The organism is Shewanella sp. SM101 (genome assembly GCF_025654465.1).
In the GTDB taxonomy this organism is placed as follows: domain Bacteria; phylum Pseudomonadota; class Gammaproteobacteria; order Enterobacterales; family Shewanellaceae; genus Shewanella; species Shewanella oncorhynchi.
In genome coordinates this window covers 1-18,295 of record NZ_JAKKRH010000022.1, presented here as the reverse complement: position 1 = coordinate 18,295, position 18,295 = coordinate 1, and the positions used below count along the sequence as shown (strand labels likewise).

General features: G+C 45.8%; 14 protein-coding genes and 1 riboswitch. Of the genes, 7 read left to right on the top strand and 7 right to left on the bottom strand.

The window, feature by feature from the left end:
* The first annotated feature begins 189 nt into the window (after positions 1 to 189).
* Both L5M38_RS13350 and L5M38_RS13345 read left to right on the top strand, forming a co-directional pair.
* Entirely contained in the window at positions 190 to 783 is a 594-nt protein-coding gene (locus L5M38_RS13350) for a YhgN family NAAT transporter (RefSeq protein WP_011848195.1), read from the top strand.
* A gap of 327 nt (positions 784 to 1,110) precedes the next feature.
* Complete coding sequence (locus tag L5M38_RS13345; RefSeq protein ID WP_263179405.1) at positions 1,111 to 3,702, top strand: immune inhibitor A domain-containing protein; 2,592 nt, start codon at positions 1,111 to 1,113, stop codon at positions 3,700 to 3,702.
* Between the two features lie 117 nt (positions 3,703 to 3,819).
* Here the strand turns inward: L5M38_RS13345 and L5M38_RS13340 are convergent, their stop codons facing one another.
* Positions 3,820 to 4,383, bottom strand: a complete 564-nt coding sequence (locus L5M38_RS13340; RefSeq protein WP_131525672.1) for a chorismate--pyruvate lyase family protein — start codon at positions 4,381 to 4,383, stop codon at positions 3,820 to 3,822.
* A gap of 223 nt (positions 4,384 to 4,606) precedes the next feature.
* Between L5M38_RS13340 and L5M38_RS13335 the strand changes: the two genes are divergently transcribed.
* Together L5M38_RS13335 and rlmF are read left to right on the top strand one after the other, a co-directional pair.
* Positions 4,607 to 5,035, top strand: a complete 429-nt coding sequence (locus L5M38_RS13335; RefSeq protein WP_105250969.1) for a flagellar basal body-associated protein FliL — start codon at positions 4,607 to 4,609, stop codon at positions 5,033 to 5,035.
* 58 nt (positions 5,036 to 5,093) lie between these two features.
* Complete coding sequence (gene rlmF / locus L5M38_RS13330; protein WP_263179403.1) at positions 5,094 to 6,194, top strand: 23S rRNA (adenine(1618)-N(6))-methyltransferase RlmF; 1,101 nt, start codon at positions 5,094 to 5,096, stop codon at positions 6,192 to 6,194.
* Between the two features lie 92 nt (positions 6,195 to 6,286).
* Here the strand turns inward: rlmF and L5M38_RS13325 are convergent, their stop codons facing one another.
* The 4 genes from L5M38_RS13325 to glp all read right to left on the bottom strand — a co-directional run bounded on the left by L5M38_RS13325 (position 6,287) and on the right by glp (position 9,375).
* Positions 6,287 to 6,532, bottom strand: a complete 246-nt coding sequence (locus tag L5M38_RS13325; protein ID WP_263170257.1) for a DUF333 domain-containing protein — start codon at positions 6,530 to 6,532, stop codon at positions 6,287 to 6,289.
* A 17-nt stretch (positions 6,533 to 6,549) separates the two neighbouring features.
* Positions 6,550 to 7,212: a Bax inhibitor-1 family protein gene (locus tag L5M38_RS13320; RefSeq protein WP_168826929.1), complete on the bottom strand. Its 663-nt coding sequence runs from the start codon at positions 7,210 to 7,212 to the stop codon at positions 6,550 to 6,552.
* A gap of 128 nt (positions 7,213 to 7,340) precedes the next feature.
* On the bottom strand, positions 7,341 to 8,111 hold the full coding sequence (gene moeB / locus L5M38_RS13315; protein ID WP_263170254.1) for a molybdopterin-synthase adenylyltransferase MoeB: 771 nt from the start codon (positions 8,109 to 8,111) through the stop codon (positions 7,341 to 7,343).
* A gap of 10 nt (positions 8,112 to 8,121) precedes the next feature.
* Positions 8,122 to 9,375, bottom strand: a complete 1,254-nt coding sequence (gene glp, locus L5M38_RS13310; protein ID WP_168826933.1) for a gephyrin-like molybdotransferase Glp — start codon at positions 9,373 to 9,375, stop codon at positions 8,122 to 8,124.
* 349 nt (positions 9,376 to 9,724) lie between these two features.
* On the opposite strand from glp, the gene ftnA reads away from it, so the two are divergent.
* A complete protein-coding gene (ftnA, locus tag L5M38_RS13305) occupies positions 9,725 to 10,261 on the top strand; it encodes a non-heme ferritin (protein ID WP_105250975.1) in 537 nt (178 codons plus the stop codon).
* Between the two features lie 72 nt (positions 10,262 to 10,333).
* Here the strand turns inward: ftnA and L5M38_RS13300 are convergent, their stop codons facing one another.
* On the bottom strand, positions 10,334 to 13,558 hold the full coding sequence (locus tag L5M38_RS13300; RefSeq protein ID WP_263179402.1) for an EAL domain-containing protein: 3,225 nt from the start codon (positions 13,556 to 13,558) through the stop codon (positions 10,334 to 10,336).
* 434 nt (positions 13,559 to 13,992) lie between these two features.
* The gene (gene ribB / locus L5M38_RS13295; protein ID WP_105250977.1) at positions 13,993 to 14,646 is read right to left on the bottom strand and encodes a 3,4-dihydroxy-2-butanone-4-phosphate synthase; all 654 of its coding nucleotides are present in this window, start codon (positions 14,644 to 14,646) and stop codon (positions 13,993 to 13,995) included.
* Positions 14,647 to 14,836: 190 nt separating this feature from the next.
* Positions 14,837 to 15,068, bottom strand: a riboswitch (FMN riboswitch).
* A 180-nt stretch (positions 15,069 to 15,248) separates the two neighbouring features.
* Here ribB and L5M38_RS13290 point away from each other — a divergent pair.
* Entirely contained in the window at positions 15,249 to 17,384 is a 2,136-nt protein-coding gene (locus L5M38_RS13290; RefSeq protein ID WP_263170250.1) for a S9 family peptidase, read from the top strand.
* 11 nt (positions 17,385 to 17,395) lie between these two features.
* On the top strand, positions 17,396 to 17,830 hold the full coding sequence (locus L5M38_RS13285; RefSeq protein ID WP_263170248.1) for a GIY-YIG nuclease family protein: 435 nt from the start codon (positions 17,396 to 17,398) through the stop codon (positions 17,828 to 17,830).
* The last annotated feature ends 465 nt before the right edge of the window (positions 17,831 to 18,295 follow it).

The window sequence follows — 18,295 nt, the reverse complement described above, 5'->3', positions numbered from 1 at the left end:
CATAGTATACCAGCTGTAAAGCAAAGTGAGCAGTGACTTGCAGGCAATTTACTCAACTGACATTTTATACTGTGTTTTGAAGGTGAGAATTTTATTCACTTTGGCCATTCTGCGGAGAAATTTTCAGATCTAACTCGAGAAAAGGTTATACAATATCGGCCTATGTTGACTTGGGTGTTGATACGTTAAATGGATATATTTTCTGCTGCGGTAATGTTGTTTCTGATCATGGACCCTTTGGGGAATTTGCCGATTTTCGCGTCGATTCTACGGCATATCGATCCCAAGAAACGTCGTAAGGTACTGATCCGAGAGTTACTTTTCGCCTTAGTGATCATGCTGTCTTTTCTTTATGCGGGTGAAGCCATTTTAAGTTTCTTAAATCTTCGTTCCGAATCTGTGAGTATTGCAGGCGGTATTATTCTGTTTTTGATCGCGATTAAGATGATCTTCCCCCAACCCGGTGGTGTCGTTGGATTAGCCGCGGGAGAAGAGCCTTTTATCGTGCCTATGGCTATTCCCTTGATGGCTGGCCCATCGATTCTTGCAGCCTTGATTTTACTAGCGCATACCGATAGCTCACGTATGGGCGATTGGACCATAGCGTTAGTGTCAGCTTGGGGGGCGAGTGCGGTGATCTTAATGTTTTATAAACTTTTCACCCGTGTGCTGGGGGAAAAGGGGCTCACAGCAGTTGAACGTTTGATGGGTATGGTGCTGGTCATGATCTCAGTACAAATGTTCCTCGACGGTATTTCAAACTATCTGAAAACCGCTGGCTAACTTTATCTAGTTTGATCAAAACGAAACCGTATTAACGTTGTTAATGCGGTTTTTTTTATGGCAGAGATTTGGCTTGGAATTGAGTCAGCACAGAGGTTTGCTGAATGTTTGCTGACAAAAGTGCAAATCTTACCTGCGAACAGGTGTATCAAGTTGTTACTGAGGTGCAGTGCTGCTAATGTCGAAAACTCTGTCTCTATCACTTGAAGGCGGATAAACCCTGAGTAGGTTACTAATTAAAGGCAATTTGTCTTAATACAAAGAGACACTAGTCTTAATAAATAGAATGGCGTAAACGGCGTTAGCTGTTACAGAAGGATGTTAAAAATGCGAAGTACAAAAGGCGTAACAGCGTTTGGACTGATGTTGGCATTGATTAACGGCGCGAGTATTGCAGCTCCGAATCATACGCCTGCAGATGCGGGTGTGATTAATAAAGATCGAATTTTATATTGGTTGATTAAGCGTGGCGAAGTGGCCGCCGATGCCAGTGATAGCGTAAAGCAGGAGGCGATAGAAGCTTATATTCATCGCGCCACTTTGGCACAACCCAAAGCGCCGCGCATCGAAGTTGAAGCTGAACATGCGCGTCTACAAAGAGCTAAGTCATCGCAAATGATGCGCTCACCCGCACAGCGTTTACAGGCCGATGCGGATGTAAAGAAAACCGTTAAAGTGCTCACAGTATTAGTGGATTTTGCTGATCTAAAACATGATGACAATGGCTTAAAAGCGGGGGATACAGACATGTATTACCCGAGTTATCCTGCGTCCCACTACAAGGAATTACTCTTTTCGCCTACGGGCTTCAAAGGTCCACAGGGGCAGACGTTAGATTCGGGGTATCAATATTATCAAGCGGTTTCTGGGCAAACCTTCTCCTTTACTGGGGATGTGAAGGGCTGGTATACCGCCTCGCAAAATGCTGAATACTATGGTGTTAATGATCCAGATACCCGTAGTGATTCACAGGTCGAACAATTGGTAAAAGAAGCCGTATCTCAAGCTGTTGCAAATATGTCTGAAGCAGAGCTGGCTAGCTATGATATTGAAGATCAGAATGATTTGAACAATAACGGTATTTACGATGAGCCCGATGGCATTATCGACCATGTGATGATTTTCCACTCTAGCGTAGGCGAAGAGGTCGGCGGCGGAAAACTAGGATCGAGTGCGATATGGTCGCATCGATATTATGTCGACCAAGCAACCAATGGTTATGCGCTTCCTGGTACGAACAAAAAAGTATTCGGTTATACAATCCAGCCTATTGATGCGGCAACGGGCGTGTGTACCCACGAGTTTGGCCATGATCTAGGTCTGCCTGATGAGTACGATACCTCTGAAAATGATAAGAAAGACGGCTCGCCTGTGGGGCTATGGTCTTTAATGTCTGGTGGTAGTTGGGCTGGTGCTATTCCTGGCGCTCAGCCGAGTGGTTTTAGCCCTTATGCTCGATCTTATCTACAGAAAAGATACAAAGGTAAGTGGTTGAATGAACGTGAAATCACCTTAGATAGCATTCCCAAATCAGGCATGGAAGTGACGTTGAATGAGGCGGTTAATCATCAGGCGGTTAATCAGATCTCTATTCCACTTCCTCCAACGCTAATTCCTTTTAAAACACCTTATCAGGGCAGTTATCAGTACTATTCTGGCCAAGGAAATATGCTGAATAACAGCATGATTTTTAATGTTAAATTACCTGCCGTAACCACAGATAAACTGATTCTGAGTATGAAGGCCAGTTGGAGTATTGAACTTGACTTTGACTACATCCAGGTGAAAGTGGATGGTGCGGCCATTGCGGGTAATTACACTAAGTCGAACAATGGGATAAATAGCGCTCGTCATATCATCACTGGTGAATCGTCTGCGCTTGCTCAGGCGGAAGGTCGTGATGCTTGGGTAACATTAGAATATGATTTATCAGCATATTCTGGAAAATCTGTTGCTGTTGAGATCAACTATGTCACCGATGATTTAACCTCTAAGTCAGGGATCGCTATTGATAATATCAGCGTTAAACAAAATACCACTGAGTTATATAGTGATAACGCTGAAGTCGCGGATAAAATGACGTTTTACGGCTATAGCCGGATTAAGGATTCTCGTCCGGATCCCAAATCTCAGTCTCGTTATATTATCCAGCTGCGTAGCCATAATGGTGTCGATGCGGGTTTGAAAGCAAAAAGCTTTGATCCCGGAGTTTTACTCTGGTTAGAAAATTTTAGCTACAGTGACAATAACGTTTCAAACCATGCTGGCCATGGCTTGATTGGCGTGATTGATGCTGACCAAAACATGATTGGCACTCGCTCTACCGACGTACAAATTCGTGATGCGGCCTTTAGTACAGTAAATCAAACCTTCTATTTTGAGGACAATCATCGCGATGCTGTCAGCCTGTTCGATGACAGTTTTGATTACAGCGCGCCACTACAGCCACAGTCAGGTATGGTGTTGCAGCAGCTAGGGTTGACAATGCAGGTACTATCTCAAGCCAGCAACAATGGTACTGCGGTTATTCGTCTTGCGAATGCGAACTCTGATGCTATAGCGCCGTTAACTGTCAGTTTTGGTAAGACAGTTAGTCAATTAGCGGTGAACTTCACCAGTAACGTTGATGGTGGTATGGGAGTATTAACCTACGCTTGGGATTTTGGTGATGGCACGACAAGCACTGTCACGGCGCCAACCCATACCTATGCGAAGGCTGGCACTTATACAGTGACACTTACGGTTATCGATGCGCAAAATACTAAGGCGATTAGCAGTTCGACGGTAACGGTTGTTGCACCTGTTACGCCTCCAGTAACTCCGCCGGCCAGTGAGAGTTCAGGTGGCGGCAGCTTAGGTTGGTTAAGCCTTGCCTTCCTTAGCTTATTGACTTGGCGCCGCCAGTTAAATGTGCACTAAGTTAAATGTCCACTAAGTTGATTGTTTGAAACACGAACAAAAATGCCTCTGATCTAGAGGCATTTTTTATCTGTCTTGAGGCTAAATTCTGACTAAGCTTTGGATGAAGTCTAAAGTTTACAACTGACGGATAGCTTGCTCGGCCGCTGGCAGAAAGATTTCGCTGACGATCATTTCATGCTCACCGTGATGGAAATAGCGGCGGCGTCCCCAGAGTGCATGTTCGACACTTTGATCTAAACTTTCAGCTAAGTGGGCAAGGCGACTACAGGTTTCGAAACTGGCAACTTCGATTCTACCGGGGATGAAGTTATCTTGGCTAAACAGTAATTCACCTAAGGGGCGAGTACCCAAACTAAGGAAATCCATTTTGCGCTCGGCCATTAATTTTTCAGGGATTAAGGTTCTGGCAAATACCCAAGGTATCGAGTCGAGGCAAAGCAAGACTTCACGGATCCATACAGCACCTTGCTGGGGATATTCGCCCTCTAAGGGAGCATGCAGTCCTTCGCCTAGTATCTTTACTTCAAATTGAGCGCAGCAAGTTTTGAGTTTTTGCGTTAGGCTGCCAGTGGCAAGCAACCATTCTTTCAAGGGCGATTTGGGGAGTTTGTCGGCTAGATCGGCTGAAAACCACTGAATAGATTCACCATAGGGAAAGCTTAAGCTAGTCACATTCATTAAATACTCGTTACAATATAAACAAACGTCGGCAGTCTAGCATGTCGCGACGCGAGCATATATACCCAAGCTACTTCCAGATACGGACACTGCATCTTCAGGTTGTTTGGGTATATACCCAAGCTACTTCCAGATACGGATACTGCATCTTCAGGTTGTTTGGCTATATAGATTGGGAAGTTTCTTCCATTACCATTATTGTTTTAGGGAGCCGTAAGTCGCTATGAAAAAATTACTCTCAGTCTGTCTTATCCTGTTTACAAGTGTTTTCAGTGTTTATGCGGCCGATGAAAAAGAAGCTGCACCTGCAGCAGCAACCCCACCTACGGGTGAGTATGCCTACTATGGTTTCGAACCCGAAATTGTCACTAACTATATTTCTAATCGCAAGAAATTGGGTTTTGTGAAGATTAGCGTTGAGTTAATGGTAAAGAGTCCAGATGATCTAGTGACAATTGAGCTCCATAATCCATTATTGCGAGCCGCAATTGTTGAAGTGTTAGGCAATCAATCGGAAGAGAAGATTAAGTCGCTCACGGGTCGTGAAGAGATTCGTCGTGAGTGCTTTGAAATGGTCAACAACTTGATCACCAAAGAAGCTGGCAAACCCTTGATCGTAAACTTATTGTTCACCTCTTATCTGTACGATTAATTTACTGCCCCATTCCATGGGCTGACTCAGGTCGGCCCATTGCGTTACAAGAGCTATTATGTCAAAACCTGCCGTGAAACCCGTCCAATTAGTGACTGCGAAACGCCTAACTAGTACAGCCAGCATTGGTCATGCAAAAACTAAAGCACCAAAGCAGGCTAGAACTGAGGTGAAAGGCAAAGTGAAGTCGGTCAAAAACAGGCCTAGTGCTGAGATCAAAAAAGCTTTGCATCCTCGAAATGTACACTTGAACGGCTATGATTTTCCGGCGCTGGTGAGTTCATTCCCTAAGCTAAAAGCCTTTGTTCGACCCACGCCTTATGGGGCTTTATCGGTCGATTTTGCCGATCCGTTAGCAGTTAAAATCCTTAATGCGGCGCTACTGAAACACCATTATGGGATTGAATCTTGGGATATTCCTGATGGAGCGTTATGTCCTCCTATTCCCGGTCGAGTCGATTATTTACATTATTTAGCAGACCTTCTAGCCGAAGGCGATGATGTATTTGCTTTGGATAAAACTAGGGTATTAGATATCGGCACTGGCGCGAACGGTATTTATCCCATATTGGGTTGCCAAGTATACGGTTGGCAATTTGTCGCCTCGGATATTAATGCCCATTCACTCAGTAATGTGCAGAGTATTATTGAGCAAAACCCAGTGCTGCAAGGGCAGATAAGTTTACGATTACAGCCAAATGACAAGGCGGTCTTCAAGGGAATCATTCAAGCCGGAGAACGTTTTGCGTTAACCCTGTGCAATCCGCCATTTCATGCCTCTATGGCTGAGGCGAGCGAAGGTACAAAGCGTAAGGTGAATAATCTGCAGCTCAATCGGGGTGGCTTGGTAAAGGTTGCACCTAAGCTGAATTTCGGCGGTCAAGCGGCTGAGCTTTGGTGCCAAGGCGGTGAACGACAGTTTTTAACGACTATGATCCGTGAGAGCCAAATGGTTGCAGATCAATGCTTATGGTTTACCAGTCTAGTGTCGAAGAAGGAAAACCTGAAACCTTGTTATCAAGCCTTAGCGCAGTTGAAAGTCGATACTGTGAAAACGATTGAGATGCAGCAGGGTAATAAAATTACGCGGGTTTTAGCGTGGAGTTTCCAGTCAGCATCTAAGCGCAAAATCTGGCGCGGTGAACACTTAGCCCGTTAAGACTGTTGAGTATGACCCAATTAAGTACTGCTAACAAAACAGGCGCTAATGGCGCCTGTTTTTATTAAAGGTAAAAATAGCCACTGTTACTGCTACTGCGGCTTTTCTTCCTTATGATCGCGACGGAATAACGCCCACTCTTCAATTGCTTCACCGCTGGGTAAGGTGCAGATCCCATGTTCACCTTCAGCGGTTTTCTCAATTGTTAAGTTGCCACCAATGGAGACACAATACTCAGAGGCGGGATTGGCTATTTTTACTTGTTCAGTATCACTGCATCCGACTAATACCACACTCGCCAGAAGTGGAGCAGTAACAAGCAGGAATTTGATTTTCATAGACACTCCTTGGTGAGTTATTTTCGCCCTAAAATCCGCAGGATCCGTAGGAACAAGTTGATGATATCCATATACAAAGCGGCGGCGCTATCGATGGCATTATCTATGGTTTTAGGGATTTGATTCGCTCGTCCCCAGTCATAACCAATATAACCGCAGAAAATCAGCACGACTATCCAATCTAAAATGCCGTGGTGAGTATTAAAGATAAACACTTCAATCAGTTCGACGACGATAACGAGCAATAAAGCAATCGTGAGTGCGCCGGAAATTTTTTGGAAAAAGGCGGGGAAGAGTGTGCCTAAACACATCATGGCTATGGTCACTAGCCCTGTGATACGAATGGCTTCGGTCACCAATTCGGGATCGTATTGACTGACCACCATATTGATAATTAAGCCGAAGGGCACGACTACAAAGTTGTAGCCAATAAAACTGACAACGGGATTAGTCGATTTTTGGAACAGATAAATCCCAAAGAAACAGGAGGCGAAATAGCCGATAAAGAAAATCCAAGGATTAACACTGGCAATCGCCTCTGGGTCGATATTGGTGACCATCCAATAGTTAACTGCAAAACCCCAAATCAGCGTGAGGCCGATAACGAGGTTGTAAATACCTGCGCCAACTATGGGGTCGTCTGTGGTCATGCGGTCAAATACACTGTTTTCCGAATCCATATGTTTTCCTTATGATTTCCTTATTTTAACGGGCCATTAAGCGTCATCAGTGTTGAGCTATATGACGGCAAATTAAGCGGTGGCAATTAAGCTAGTGTAAATAAAGCCGTTTTTCAAGCGAGAACAACCTAAGCCCCTTTAGTGCCACAAACACTGCAGTTGGCTTGTTTCGGTAACTTCATCTCGCGAAACTCCATCGTCATCGCATCGATCATCAAAATGCGTCCTGCTAAGGTTTTACCCATGCCAGTGATCACCTTGATAGCTTCAACCGCCTGCAAACAACCTATCATACCGACCACTGGTGCTAGGATACCCGATTCAACGCAGCTCAGTTGTTGCTCGCCAAATAGGGCGCTAAAGCAATGATAACAAGGCGTTTCGCTGTGATAATCGAACACAGTGACCATGCCTTCCATCCGAATTGCCGCGGCAGACACTAAGGGCACTTTATGCTTAAAACAGCTGAGATTAAGTTGCTCGCGCACACTGACATTATCGGTGCAGTCGAGCACTAGATTGTGATCGGCGACTAGGGCGTCAATCTCATGATCATCTAATACTGCATTGATAATGTTGATCTTAATAAAGGGATTGAGCTGCATGAGGCTCTGTTTAGCCGATTCGACTTTAGGCTGGCCGACATTGGCATCTTGATGCAGCACTTGGCGCTGCAAGTTGGATAATTCAACTGTATCAAAATCGACCAGTGTCAGTTCACCAATACCCGCAACCGTGAGGTACTGGCTGGCGGCACAGCCCAAACCGCCAGCGCCTATCATGAGCACTTTGGCTTGTTTTAAGCGTTCTTGACCGTCGATATCCATAGCCTTGATGGATATTTGGCGGCTGTATCTTAAGAGTTCGCTGTCGCTGAGAATATCTTTTGGCACATTCATTGGGATTTTCCTAGCAAAGCACGCTGTTAAATGGCTCGACAGTCACTTGGGTGCCAGCGGGAGTATCACCTTGGAATTGCTCCAATAAAACGAAACAGTTTGCTAAGCTCATCGAAGTCAACATGCCAGAACCTTGGCTACCAGTAATGGCAACTTCAAGTTTACCTTGTGCATTACGGCTTAAAACGCCCCGTTGATATTCGACGCGGCCCGGTTGTTTACGTACAGGCGTGGTGAGCGTAGCGTCTAACATCAAAGGTGCAACTGGGGTTAAGCCCTGCATCTTGTTCAGTATTGGCCAAACGAGTTTGTAAAACGTCACCATAGAAGATACGGGATTCCCCGGTAAACCACAGAATATTGCTTTGCCGATACGGCCCATGGCAAAGGGCTTGCCTGGTTTGATGGCGAGTTTCCAGAAGGTAATTTTGCCTTCCTCATCAAGAATTTGTTTGGTGAAATCTGCTTCACCGACCGACACGCCACCCGAGGTTAATACCATGTCGGCTTGGCTGGCAGCATGGCGAAATGCCTGACGTATGGCTTCAGGATCATCGGCTATTACGCCTAAATCGAGCCATTCCACGTTAGCGCGGCTGAGTAAACCTTGGATCGAGTAACGGTTTGAATCGTAAATTTGTCCTAGGGCTAATTCGCTGCCAACGGGACGCAGTTCATCGCCAGTGGAGAAAAAGGCCACTTTAAGCTGACGATAAACTCGCACTTGGCTAACACCAATAGTGGCCAACACCCCGAGTTCGGCAGCACCAATTTGAATGCCAGCACTGAGCACTTTAGTGCCTTGGGTGAGTTCTTCACCGCGGCAACGCACATTGGCGCCTTGTGCCCTAGGATGGCGGATATGAATAATCTCACCTTCAACCTCGGCTTCTTCCTGCATTTGCACTGTGTCATAACCTGTAGGCACAGGCGCGCCTGTCATGATCCGTACGCAGGTATTAGGTTTGGCTTCACCTTTAAAACCATGGCCGGCGAAGGAACTGCCGATAAGGCGTAATGCGGTCTGATTGGTTTGCGTATTTAAGTCGACAAAACGGAAGGCGTAGCCGTCCATAGAGGAGTTGTTAAAGGGCGGCAGGTCGATGCAGGAAGCTAAATCTTCTGCTAGGACGCGGCCAAGGGCATGGGGAAGCAATACGACTTCGGTGTCTGACACTGGGCTAACTTGCTCGAGCAAAAGGGGAATAGCTTGATCTGGATGCATTAAGCTAGGTTGCGAACAAGGATCGGCTGTTACGGACATTAGGGTCTGCCTTATATGCAATGGGTCGTAATGACGCTGAATGAATTTCCACCTGATTATGACTGGCTATTATGCCACGGTGATCTGGGATGGCTATGATTTGCATGTGAGTTTCTGTGATAGGGCAGTCAGTTTTTTCTGCCACTTTGGGCGATAACCTCGCTAGAAGTCACACAATTTACTGCGCTAATTCGAGGGTTGAACGCGAGTCGATGAACAAATGAAAATCATTTTTATCAATGAATCATTAACTTAGCAAGAAATCCAAAGGTAAATTTTGTTGCTTTTGTCGACCCCCTTGATGACAATGTCCCCCATGATTCAGTTCGAATGCAAAAGAGGATTTACTATGCTGTCTGCAACTATGATCGAAAAGTTGAATGAACAAATTAATATGGAGTTCTTCTCCTCAAATTTATACCTGCAAATGAGTGCGTGGTGTGAAGATCAGGGATTTGAAGGCGCAGCTAAGTTTATGCGTGAGCACGCGGATGAAGAAATGGGCCATATGCGTCGTCTGTTCACGTATGTGAGTGAAACCGGTGGCTTACCTTTGTTAGGTGCGATTGCGGCGCCACAGTCACAGTTCGATTCTTTACTGGCGTTGTTTGAATTAACCTATGAGCATGAGCAGCTTATTACCCGTCAGATCAATGCCTTGGCCCATGCCGCATTTTCGAATCAAGATTACTCAACCTTTAACTTCTTACAATGGTATGTCGCTGAGCAGCATGAAGAAGAAAAGCTGTTTAAGTCGATTGTCGATAAGATACGTTTAGTGGGCGAAGATGGTAAGGCACTGTTCTTTATTGATAAAGATTTAGCTAAGCTAGCCTCTAAGGGTGGCGAAAGCATAATGAACGGCCAAGGCCAACCACAGGCTTAAGTCCGTTTTATTTGCCACAAAAAAGCAGCCTAGGCTGCTTTTTTGTTCTTTATCGTTTTATTTTTTATAAGCTTAGATATTCACGCATTTATCTTGATAGCCATCATTCAACAGTGCTGTGTGCTTGATGCGTAGCAAGGGAGTGATTTCATTGAAGGGGAGCGGTTTGGAGATCAAATACCCTTGAGCGAAGTGACAACCTAAATCTCGTAGGAAGTGCCACTGTGCTTCGGTTTCTATGCCTTCAGCAACTAACTCCATTTCTAGGCTTTGCCCCATCATGACAATCGCTTTGACTAAGTTGGCGTTCGAGTTATTTTCGAGGGCATTTTCCACAAAGCTGCGGTCGATTTTAATCACTGAAATCGGGAATTTTTTCAGATAACTCAGGGAAGAATAACCCGTACCAAAGTCATCGATATAGATTTGCGAGCCTAAATGACGAATAGACTCGAGCGTGCTCAAGCAATGGCTGGCATCGCCCATCAGCATGCTTTCAGTGATCTCAATATGCACATTTCGTGGGTTAACGTGGTGGCGGTTGAAGCACTCTTGCAACACTTGGTCGAATCCCATGCCGCGTGTATTGATACATTGGCGGCTGGAAACATTAATCGCGACATTGATATTTAAGCCACTTTTCTGCCATTGTCTCAGATCATGCATGGCTTGGTTGAGCACCCATTCGCCCATAGGCTCTATCAATCCGGTTTCTTCGGCTAATGGGATAAATTGATCCGGCGGGATCAACCCAAGCTCGGGGTCTTGCCAGCGGATAACGGCTTCGACGCTGCAGACACTTCCGGTTTGCATATCCACGATAGGTTGATAATGCAGGGCAAATTCATTTTGTGCCACGGCACGGCGTAGACGTTGTTCTAACTCCATCCGGGCGAACATGGCTTGATTCATACCCGCGGTGAAGTATTTAAAATTGTTCCGCCCTGCATCTTTGGCTTGATACATGGCGGTTTCGGTATTGCGGGTGAGTGAGCTGACATCGAGGCCATCTTCGGGATAGACGCCGATACCAAAGCTGGCTGAAATCTGGATCTCGCGGTCATTTAAGTTAAATGGCATACCTAAGGTTTCAATGATTCGGGTTGCCATGTGTTCGATGGCGAGTTCGTTAGTCAGTCGTGGCAAGATAAGCACAAACTCGTCGCCACCGATACGTGCGATAAAATCGGTTCTCCCCGCAATGCCTTCTAAGCGCTTTGCGACATCTTTAAGTAATAAGTCGCCAGTGGCATGGCCTTGTACATCATTGATATATTTGAATTGATCCAAATCAATCAGCAAGATAGCCAGCTTGCGAGAGTCATGCTGCGCCACATGGATTTCGTGCTGCAGTCGTTCATTGAACAGCTTACGATTAGGCAGTCCAGTTAATCCATCGAAGTTGGCCTGATACCAAAGATCCTGCTCATATTGCTTTCGCTTACTGATATCCATAAATAAACCAATATGTTGGATTATTTTACCTTGCTCATTTCGCACCACAGTAATCGCTAGATACTCGGGATATACTTGGCCATCTTTGCGTTTATTCCAAACTTCACCCTCCCATTTCCCTTCTTTTTGTAGTGACTCCCACATGGCGGTGTAAAAGTGCTTAGGATGACGGCTAGAGCTGAGTAGGGAGGGACTGCGGCCTTTTACTTCTTCCAATGAATAGCCCGTAATGTGGCAAAACGCGGGGTTGACCAGTTCAATATGGTTGTCGGCATCTGTCACCATTATGCCTTCGGCAGAATAGTCAAACACAGCTGCGGCACGGCTTAGGGCATGGTTTGCTTTTTGCCGTTCGCTAATCATACGGTTCATGGCACGGGCCATGCGAGCGAGTTCATCTGTGCCTGAGACTTGGATATTAATATTGAGCTGTGGATCTGCTGCCATTTGCTGCATGTCATTGGCAATCTTAGTGATCTTATCCATAAAATTGCGGATGATCTTTTGTCCAAGCCAAAGTGTGATGGTCGCGGTGAACAAAGCCGAGAACAAGTATAAGCCGAGTAAGATTAAGGTGTGGTTTTGTTGATATTCGCTCTGCTGCGCCATGTTCTTGGTGATATTTTGCGCCAGCAAATGTAGTTGATTGATACGCTGAGTGGTGAGATCCCACCACTCCTGGCTATCAATTGGATGTGGCGGCATTAATAGTTGGCTCATCGCTTGGCTTAATTTGTCCTCACTGGCTGGGACTTGCGCGATGGCTTTGATCTCCATCATCGGCAAACCTTGCTGCTTCAGTTGCTGCAACTTGACCATGCTGAACTGGTATTGATTTATGCTGTCCTCAATGGTTTTCAGCGCCACCTTAAATTCGGGTAGAGAACGAGTCTCGTGACTGAGTTCATCCAAATTAAGCTGAATCGTCGCAAGTGCTGCATTAAATTTTTGCAGTGAAATCTCATCGCCCTTAAGCAAATAGTCCTGAAAACTGCCCATTAAGCCACCGTAACCTAAGTAGGCATTAATATTTTGTGCCAGAGCGCTAATGCGAGTTTGTTGTTCAATTTGCTTGCTGATTTGCAGAATGCGTTGATTTTCTGGCGAATCTTGTAGGTTTTGCAGTAAGGACCTTCTATCGGAAATTGATGCATTACTCGCGTGCATCACGGCTCGCTCATATTCATACATAAAGGAGATTATGGTGCGGTAATCATTAATATTGAGTGATTTGCTGAGCAGTAATTGATTGATGGCACTTCGTTCTTTTACGGCCAACTCCTGCACCATAAGTAGGTTCAATAGATCGGTATAGGCACGGGACTGACTGATTTCATTGGTTTGTAACTGTAATAACTGAATGAGCTGCAAAAGCTGAGTGTGGAATTGATTATAGAGTTCCGTAAACTGACTCAGTGTTTCGTCTGTGTGGTTTTGGTGAACGTTAGCGAGCTTGTGGCCAGTGAGTTTGAGCGCATCCAACAATGCGTTCATTTTGTTTGCTTCAATACTTTTAGGGTCGAGCGCCTCCAGAAGATGCTCTAAAGGCTCACCGTTCAATAACGCATTGAGTGCTTTTGATCTAGTCGCTTGTTGCTGTAATAGCACTTCATCGGTTGGTCGCTGATTTGTACTTAGACCATATTCGTTTTGCAACTGATAGAGTAGCTCTGTGATTTGTACCGTTGTTTGTACCGCAAGATGATTGTGCTTGGCCGAGTGTGATTCCTTTATTAAGTCATGCATGCGCGTCAGAATGAAAAAGCTCATCATTAATAATGGGACTAACGAAAACAGAATGAGCTTTTGCTTCAAACTGAGATGGTGTAGCGCTGACGGCATTAAAGATCACTCCACTCGTTCGCCTAGGCAGAAAAAGAAAATTCAACGTAATAACGTTGAATCCGAGTTACAAATAGGACTAGGCACAGGGTGAGGATATTTAACATAGGCAGCCAGCTACCGCGACCTTTAGTTTATGGATATCTAATCTAGGTCACGAAATTAAGCAAATTGTTATATATCATGCTAAGAGACTATTTTTATTAACCTATTTTGCACCTATCAAACAAGCATTTGCTTTGTCTGTGATGTGAAGCAGTATTTCATCATTCGAAAGAATGACTTGTTTAACTTTACCTTTCATCGGTTTTTTAGTGCATTAGGTGGAACGCGATTGTTAACGGTAAATCTACTTAAATAAAAAGGACGTTTGCGGCAGCTAAACGTCCTTCTATTTAAATCAATGCCCTAGATTCAGGCGATTGGCGTGTTATCTAGCCGACATTGGCCAGCAATGATTTGCGATAAACGACAATATCTTCAATCGTTAATACGGGTATATTGTGCTGCGCCCCGAAGGCAATAATTTCGGGCAAACGCGCCATAGTGCCATCGGTGTTAGTGACTTCACACAATACGCCAGCGGCTTTTAAACCCGCGAGTTGCATTAAATCAATAGTGCCTTCAGTGTGACCACGGCGGGTCAATACCCCACCCGGTTGGGCGCGAAGTGGATACACATGGCCAGGACGAGCGAGATCACTTGGCTTAGCGCCATCGGCAATCGCCGCTTTAATGGTGGTCACGCGATCGGCGGCAGAAACCCCTGTAGTCACACCGACTTTAGCTTCAATACTCACAGTAAACGCCGTGCCGTATTGGCTCGAGTTGTTTTCCACCATAGGGGGTAACTCTAGGGCTTTGACTTTTGCATCGGGTAAACACAGGCAAACAATACCGCTACATTCACGGATGAGCATGGCCATTTGAGCGTTCGTCAGTGTCTCGGCAGCGAAAATTAAATCGCCTTCGTTTTCTCTATCTTCGTCATCGACAACTAACACACCTTGGCCTTGACGCAGGGCATTAAGACCCGCTTCAACGCGTTCGATAGCAGTACCAAAAGGAGCAAGTAAAGACTGATTCATGGTTAATATCCTTAAATAAACGACATTGGAATATCCAGAATCAGGGCGTGCAGAAATACAACGTAATCAAACCAAAAGGCTCGATTTTGCTGTAGCAATATCACTTCACTTGGGGTGAAGTTATTGCAAAACATGAGGCTAACACTGCAATACATAAGTGCGTTGCACTTAAATACCGCAAGGTGTTGTCTTACATTCTCTTCCATCCGGACTCAGCACTGTCGCCATTGAAGCAAACAGTCCATTACCGTCGGCTCTGGAATAGTCAGTTTTGCACTAGGCAAAATCTAAGGCACCAGATCTGCTGACCCCGAAAGTGATTTCGGGCGCTCGCGGGCTTTGGGTGTCGCTCAGCAAAATAATCACTTAGTCGTTACCCATTTACCGCCGGTGGGGAGTTTCACCCCGCCCTGAGAATTTGCTTTTGAGCCATTTGCGCTCAAAAACGCGGTTATGTTGCTCTTATTTACCGCGAATGGCAACTTCTCACGTTCAATGTTTGCGCTAGTGCACACCTGACCACTATCATACTGAACACATAAGCTAATTGACTTGCCGTCGCATTCTTCGACGGTCGTTATGGACGTCACAAGGACGTATAAATGCGCTCTCTGCTACTCACTTTAGGTATTGTTATGCTGTTATCCGCTTGTTCGACCTCCAAAGGGCAAGTACCCGCCCCGGTTGCTGAAAAAATTCCCCATGTGATGACTTTACATGGCGTAACACGTACCGATGATTACTATTGGCTGCGTGATGATGAGCGCAAAGATCCTAAAGTGTTGGCCTATCTCAACGCTGAGAATCGCTATACCGCTGCTTATTTCAAACCATTAAAGCCGCTGCAAGATGGTCTTTATAAAGAGTTAACCGAGCGTTTAGTCGCCGATGAGTCGAGCGTGCCGTACCAATGGCATCAGCACAGCTACTATCACAGATACCAAGAGGGCAGCGAATATCCGCTGATCAGCCGTAAGGGCGCCGATGGTGTTGAGCAAGTGATGCTCGACGTTAACGAGCGAGCTAAGGGCCATGAGTTTTATGGTTTAGGCGGCGCCAGTGTCAGCCCAGATGAAACCATGTTGGCCTTTGGCGAAGACGTCCTCAGCCGCCGTGTATATCACATCTATTTTAAAGACTTGGCTTCGGGCGACATGATCACCGACGTGCTTGAAAATACCGAAGGTCGCGTAGTGTGGGCGAACGACAACAAGCATGTGTTCTATATCGCCAAAGATCTAAAAACCTTGCTGGGCTATCAAGTGTATCGCCACGAGCTGGGCACTAAGCAATCGAGCGATGTCTTAGTGTATGAAGAACAAGACGATTCATTTTATATTTCACTTGGTAAAACCTTAGATGAGTCGCAAATTGTGTTGTTCCAAGAAAGCACCACGACCAGCGAAGTGTCGGTGCTCGATGCCAAAGATCCTCTGGGTTTATTCAAGCCAGTATTAGCGCGGGAAGAAGGCCACGAATACAGTGTGTCTAAGCTGGGTGATACTTATTACATTCTCACCAACTGGCAGGCGACTAACTTCCGTTTGATGAAAGTCGCCATTAAAGATGCAGCGGACAAATCTAAGTGGCAAGAAGTGGTTGCGCATAATCCCAATGCCCGTATCGAAGACGAGTTGGTGCTCAAGGATTATCTGATTATTCAGACCCGTGAAAATGGCCTAACGCGGATTAAAGTGATGCCGCTCAATGGTCAAAAGCCCTTCGAGTTGAGCTTTGATGAGCCTGCTTATGTGATGGGTTTAGAGATTAATTCCCAGCAAGACAGCAATAAGTTACGCATTTTCTACTCCAGCCTAACGACGCCAGAAGCCGTATACGAATATTCGCTGGTGAATCCCGATAGACGTGATTTATTAAAACAAGATCAAGTCTTAGGCGGCTTCGATGCCAGCCAGTATCGTGCCGAACGGATATTTGTGACGGCCCGCGATGGTGCAAAAGTGCCCGTCTCTTTGGTGTATCGTAAAGATAAATTCAAGAAAGATGGTACTAACCCTCTGTATCAATACGGTTATGGATCTTACGGTTACACAGTAGAACCCGATTTTTCTTCATCTGTTATTAGTTTGCTCGACCGCGGTTTTGTGTATGCCATTGCCCATGTACGCGGCTCAGAAATGCTCGGCCGTCCTTGGTATGACAATGGTAAGCTGTTGAATAAGCAGAATACCTTCAATGATTTTATTGACGTAACAACGGCATTAACGGCGCAAGGTTATGGCGACAAAAACAAGATCGTCGCTTCTGGTGGCAGCGCGGGTGGTTTGCTAATGGGCGCGATTGCTAACCAAGCTCCGGATAAGTATTTCGCCCTTGCAGCCCATGTACCTTTTGTTGATGTGGTGACGACTATGCTGGACGAGTCGATTCCGTTGACGACCAATGAGTATGACGAGTGGGGCAATCCGAACGAGAAAACCTATTTCGATTACATGCTGAGTTACTCGCCCTACGACAATGTCACCGAGCAAGAATACCCACACATGCTAGTGACGACAGGTTTGCATGATTCCCAAGTGCAGTATTTTGAACCCGCCAAGTGGGTCGCTAAACTGCGCGATGTACAGAATAAGTGGTACAAGATGGATGATAAGGTGTTGTTATTCAATGTGGATATGGAAGCTGGCCACGGCGGTAAGAGTGGTCGCTATCGCCAATACCAAGACACAGCCCAAGAATATGCCTTCTTCTTGAGTCTGTTAGGTATGGCGAAGTAGGTCATTCGCAAGTGACTGGATCAGCCGTCAACCTAGGCAATACTGACAGAGGCGCTTTACAGCAACATGAGTCACTGGTGGCAGACACACTTGCTCCAGTGACTAGCGCTGTCGCTACGACAGAAGATGCGCTGAATCCCGTACCATTAAATCCTGCACCTCTGAAGCCTACACCCATAAAATCAGCATCCCTCTGGTATTTGTATCTAGTCCGCTGCGCCAACGGGCATTTATACACAGGTGTCACCACAGATGTCACACGACGCTTTAGCGAGCATCAGTCGGGTGGCATCAAATCCGCTAAGTATCTGCGCGGTAAAGGTCCATTAACGCTGATGTATCAAGAAAAAGTCGGCACTCGCAGCGATGCCCTAAAGCGTGAAATCGCGGTTAAAAAACTGAGTCGTGCTCAGAAATTGGCGTTGATCGAATCTGTACTCAGATGACACTGAACTCTGACATCATTCAGATCTTATTGTTTTCAGGCAAAAGCTAAATCAACGTCGTGGGGCTTGACCCCACACCCGACCAAGGAGGACTGCTCGTCCTATCCTCCTTGGATTCTCCAAGACGCCCCTGACGGAGTTGGAAGCCCCTTGTGCTCATCGACAAATTTGCTATCGCTTCCGAAGGATGCATCCCTGCACCTGCGAAAGCTAGCTCGCCATATATGGACCCATCCGGTTTGCAAGACATTCGATAGCGATTATGAGAAGAGTTCATTGCACCCATATATTCGGCCTGTTATTGAGGTATGCCTCTGGCCCTGATGGATATCTGCTTCTACTGTCCTTATCATCCTTGCGGCTTCATTATGAGCCTATGGCGAGCTAAGGTTTTCAGTAGATCAGTCTGACTGTCTCATCATCAAATCAATTGTCATAGCAACTTGCTGGTTGATTAATTATTAA

What these genes read in the sequence shown, in the direction of transcription:
- L5M38_RS13350 (WP_011848195.1), top strand. Translation starts at nt 190, where the DNA reads ATGGATATATTTTCTGCTGCGGTAATGTTGTTTCTGATCATGGACCCT.
- L5M38_RS13345 (WP_263179405.1), top strand. Translation starts at nt 1,111, where the DNA reads ATGCGAAGTACAAAAGGCGTAACAGCGTTTGGACTGATGTTGGCATTG.
- L5M38_RS13340 (WP_131525672.1), bottom strand. Translation starts at nt 4,383, where the DNA reads ATGAATGTGACTAGCTTAAGCTTTCCCTATGGTGAATCTATTCAGTGG.
- L5M38_RS13335 (WP_105250969.1), top strand. Translation starts at nt 4,607, where the DNA reads ATGAAAAAATTACTCTCAGTCTGTCTTATCCTGTTTACAAGTGTTTTC.
- rlmF (WP_263179403.1), top strand. Translation starts at nt 5,094, where the DNA reads ATGTCAAAACCTGCCGTGAAACCCGTCCAATTAGTGACTGCGAAACGC.
- L5M38_RS13325 (WP_263170257.1), bottom strand. Translation starts at nt 6,532, where the DNA reads ATGAAAATCAAATTCCTGCTTGTTACTGCTCCACTTCTGGCGAGTGTG.
- L5M38_RS13320 (WP_168826929.1), bottom strand. Translation starts at nt 7,212, where the DNA reads ATGGATTCGGAAAACAGTGTATTTGACCGCATGACCACAGACGACCCC.
- moeB (WP_263170254.1), bottom strand. Translation starts at nt 8,111, where the DNA reads ATGAATGTGCCAAAAGATATTCTCAGCGACAGCGAACTCTTAAGATAC.
- glp (WP_168826933.1), bottom strand. Translation starts at nt 9,375, where the DNA reads ATGTCCGTAACAGCCGATCCTTGTTCGCAACCTAGCTTAATGCATCCA.
- ftnA (WP_105250975.1), top strand. Translation starts at nt 9,725, where the DNA reads ATGCTGTCTGCAACTATGATCGAAAAGTTGAATGAACAAATTAATATG.
- L5M38_RS13300 (WP_263179402.1), bottom strand. Translation starts at nt 13,558, where the DNA reads ATGCCGTCAGCGCTACACCATCTCAGTTTGAAGCAAAAGCTCATTCTG.
- ribB (WP_105250977.1), bottom strand. Translation starts at nt 14,646, where the DNA reads ATGAATCAGTCTTTACTTGCTCCTTTTGGTACTGCTATCGAACGCGTT.
- L5M38_RS13290 (WP_263170250.1), top strand. Translation starts at nt 15,249, where the DNA reads ATGCGCTCTCTGCTACTCACTTTAGGTATTGTTATGCTGTTATCCGCT.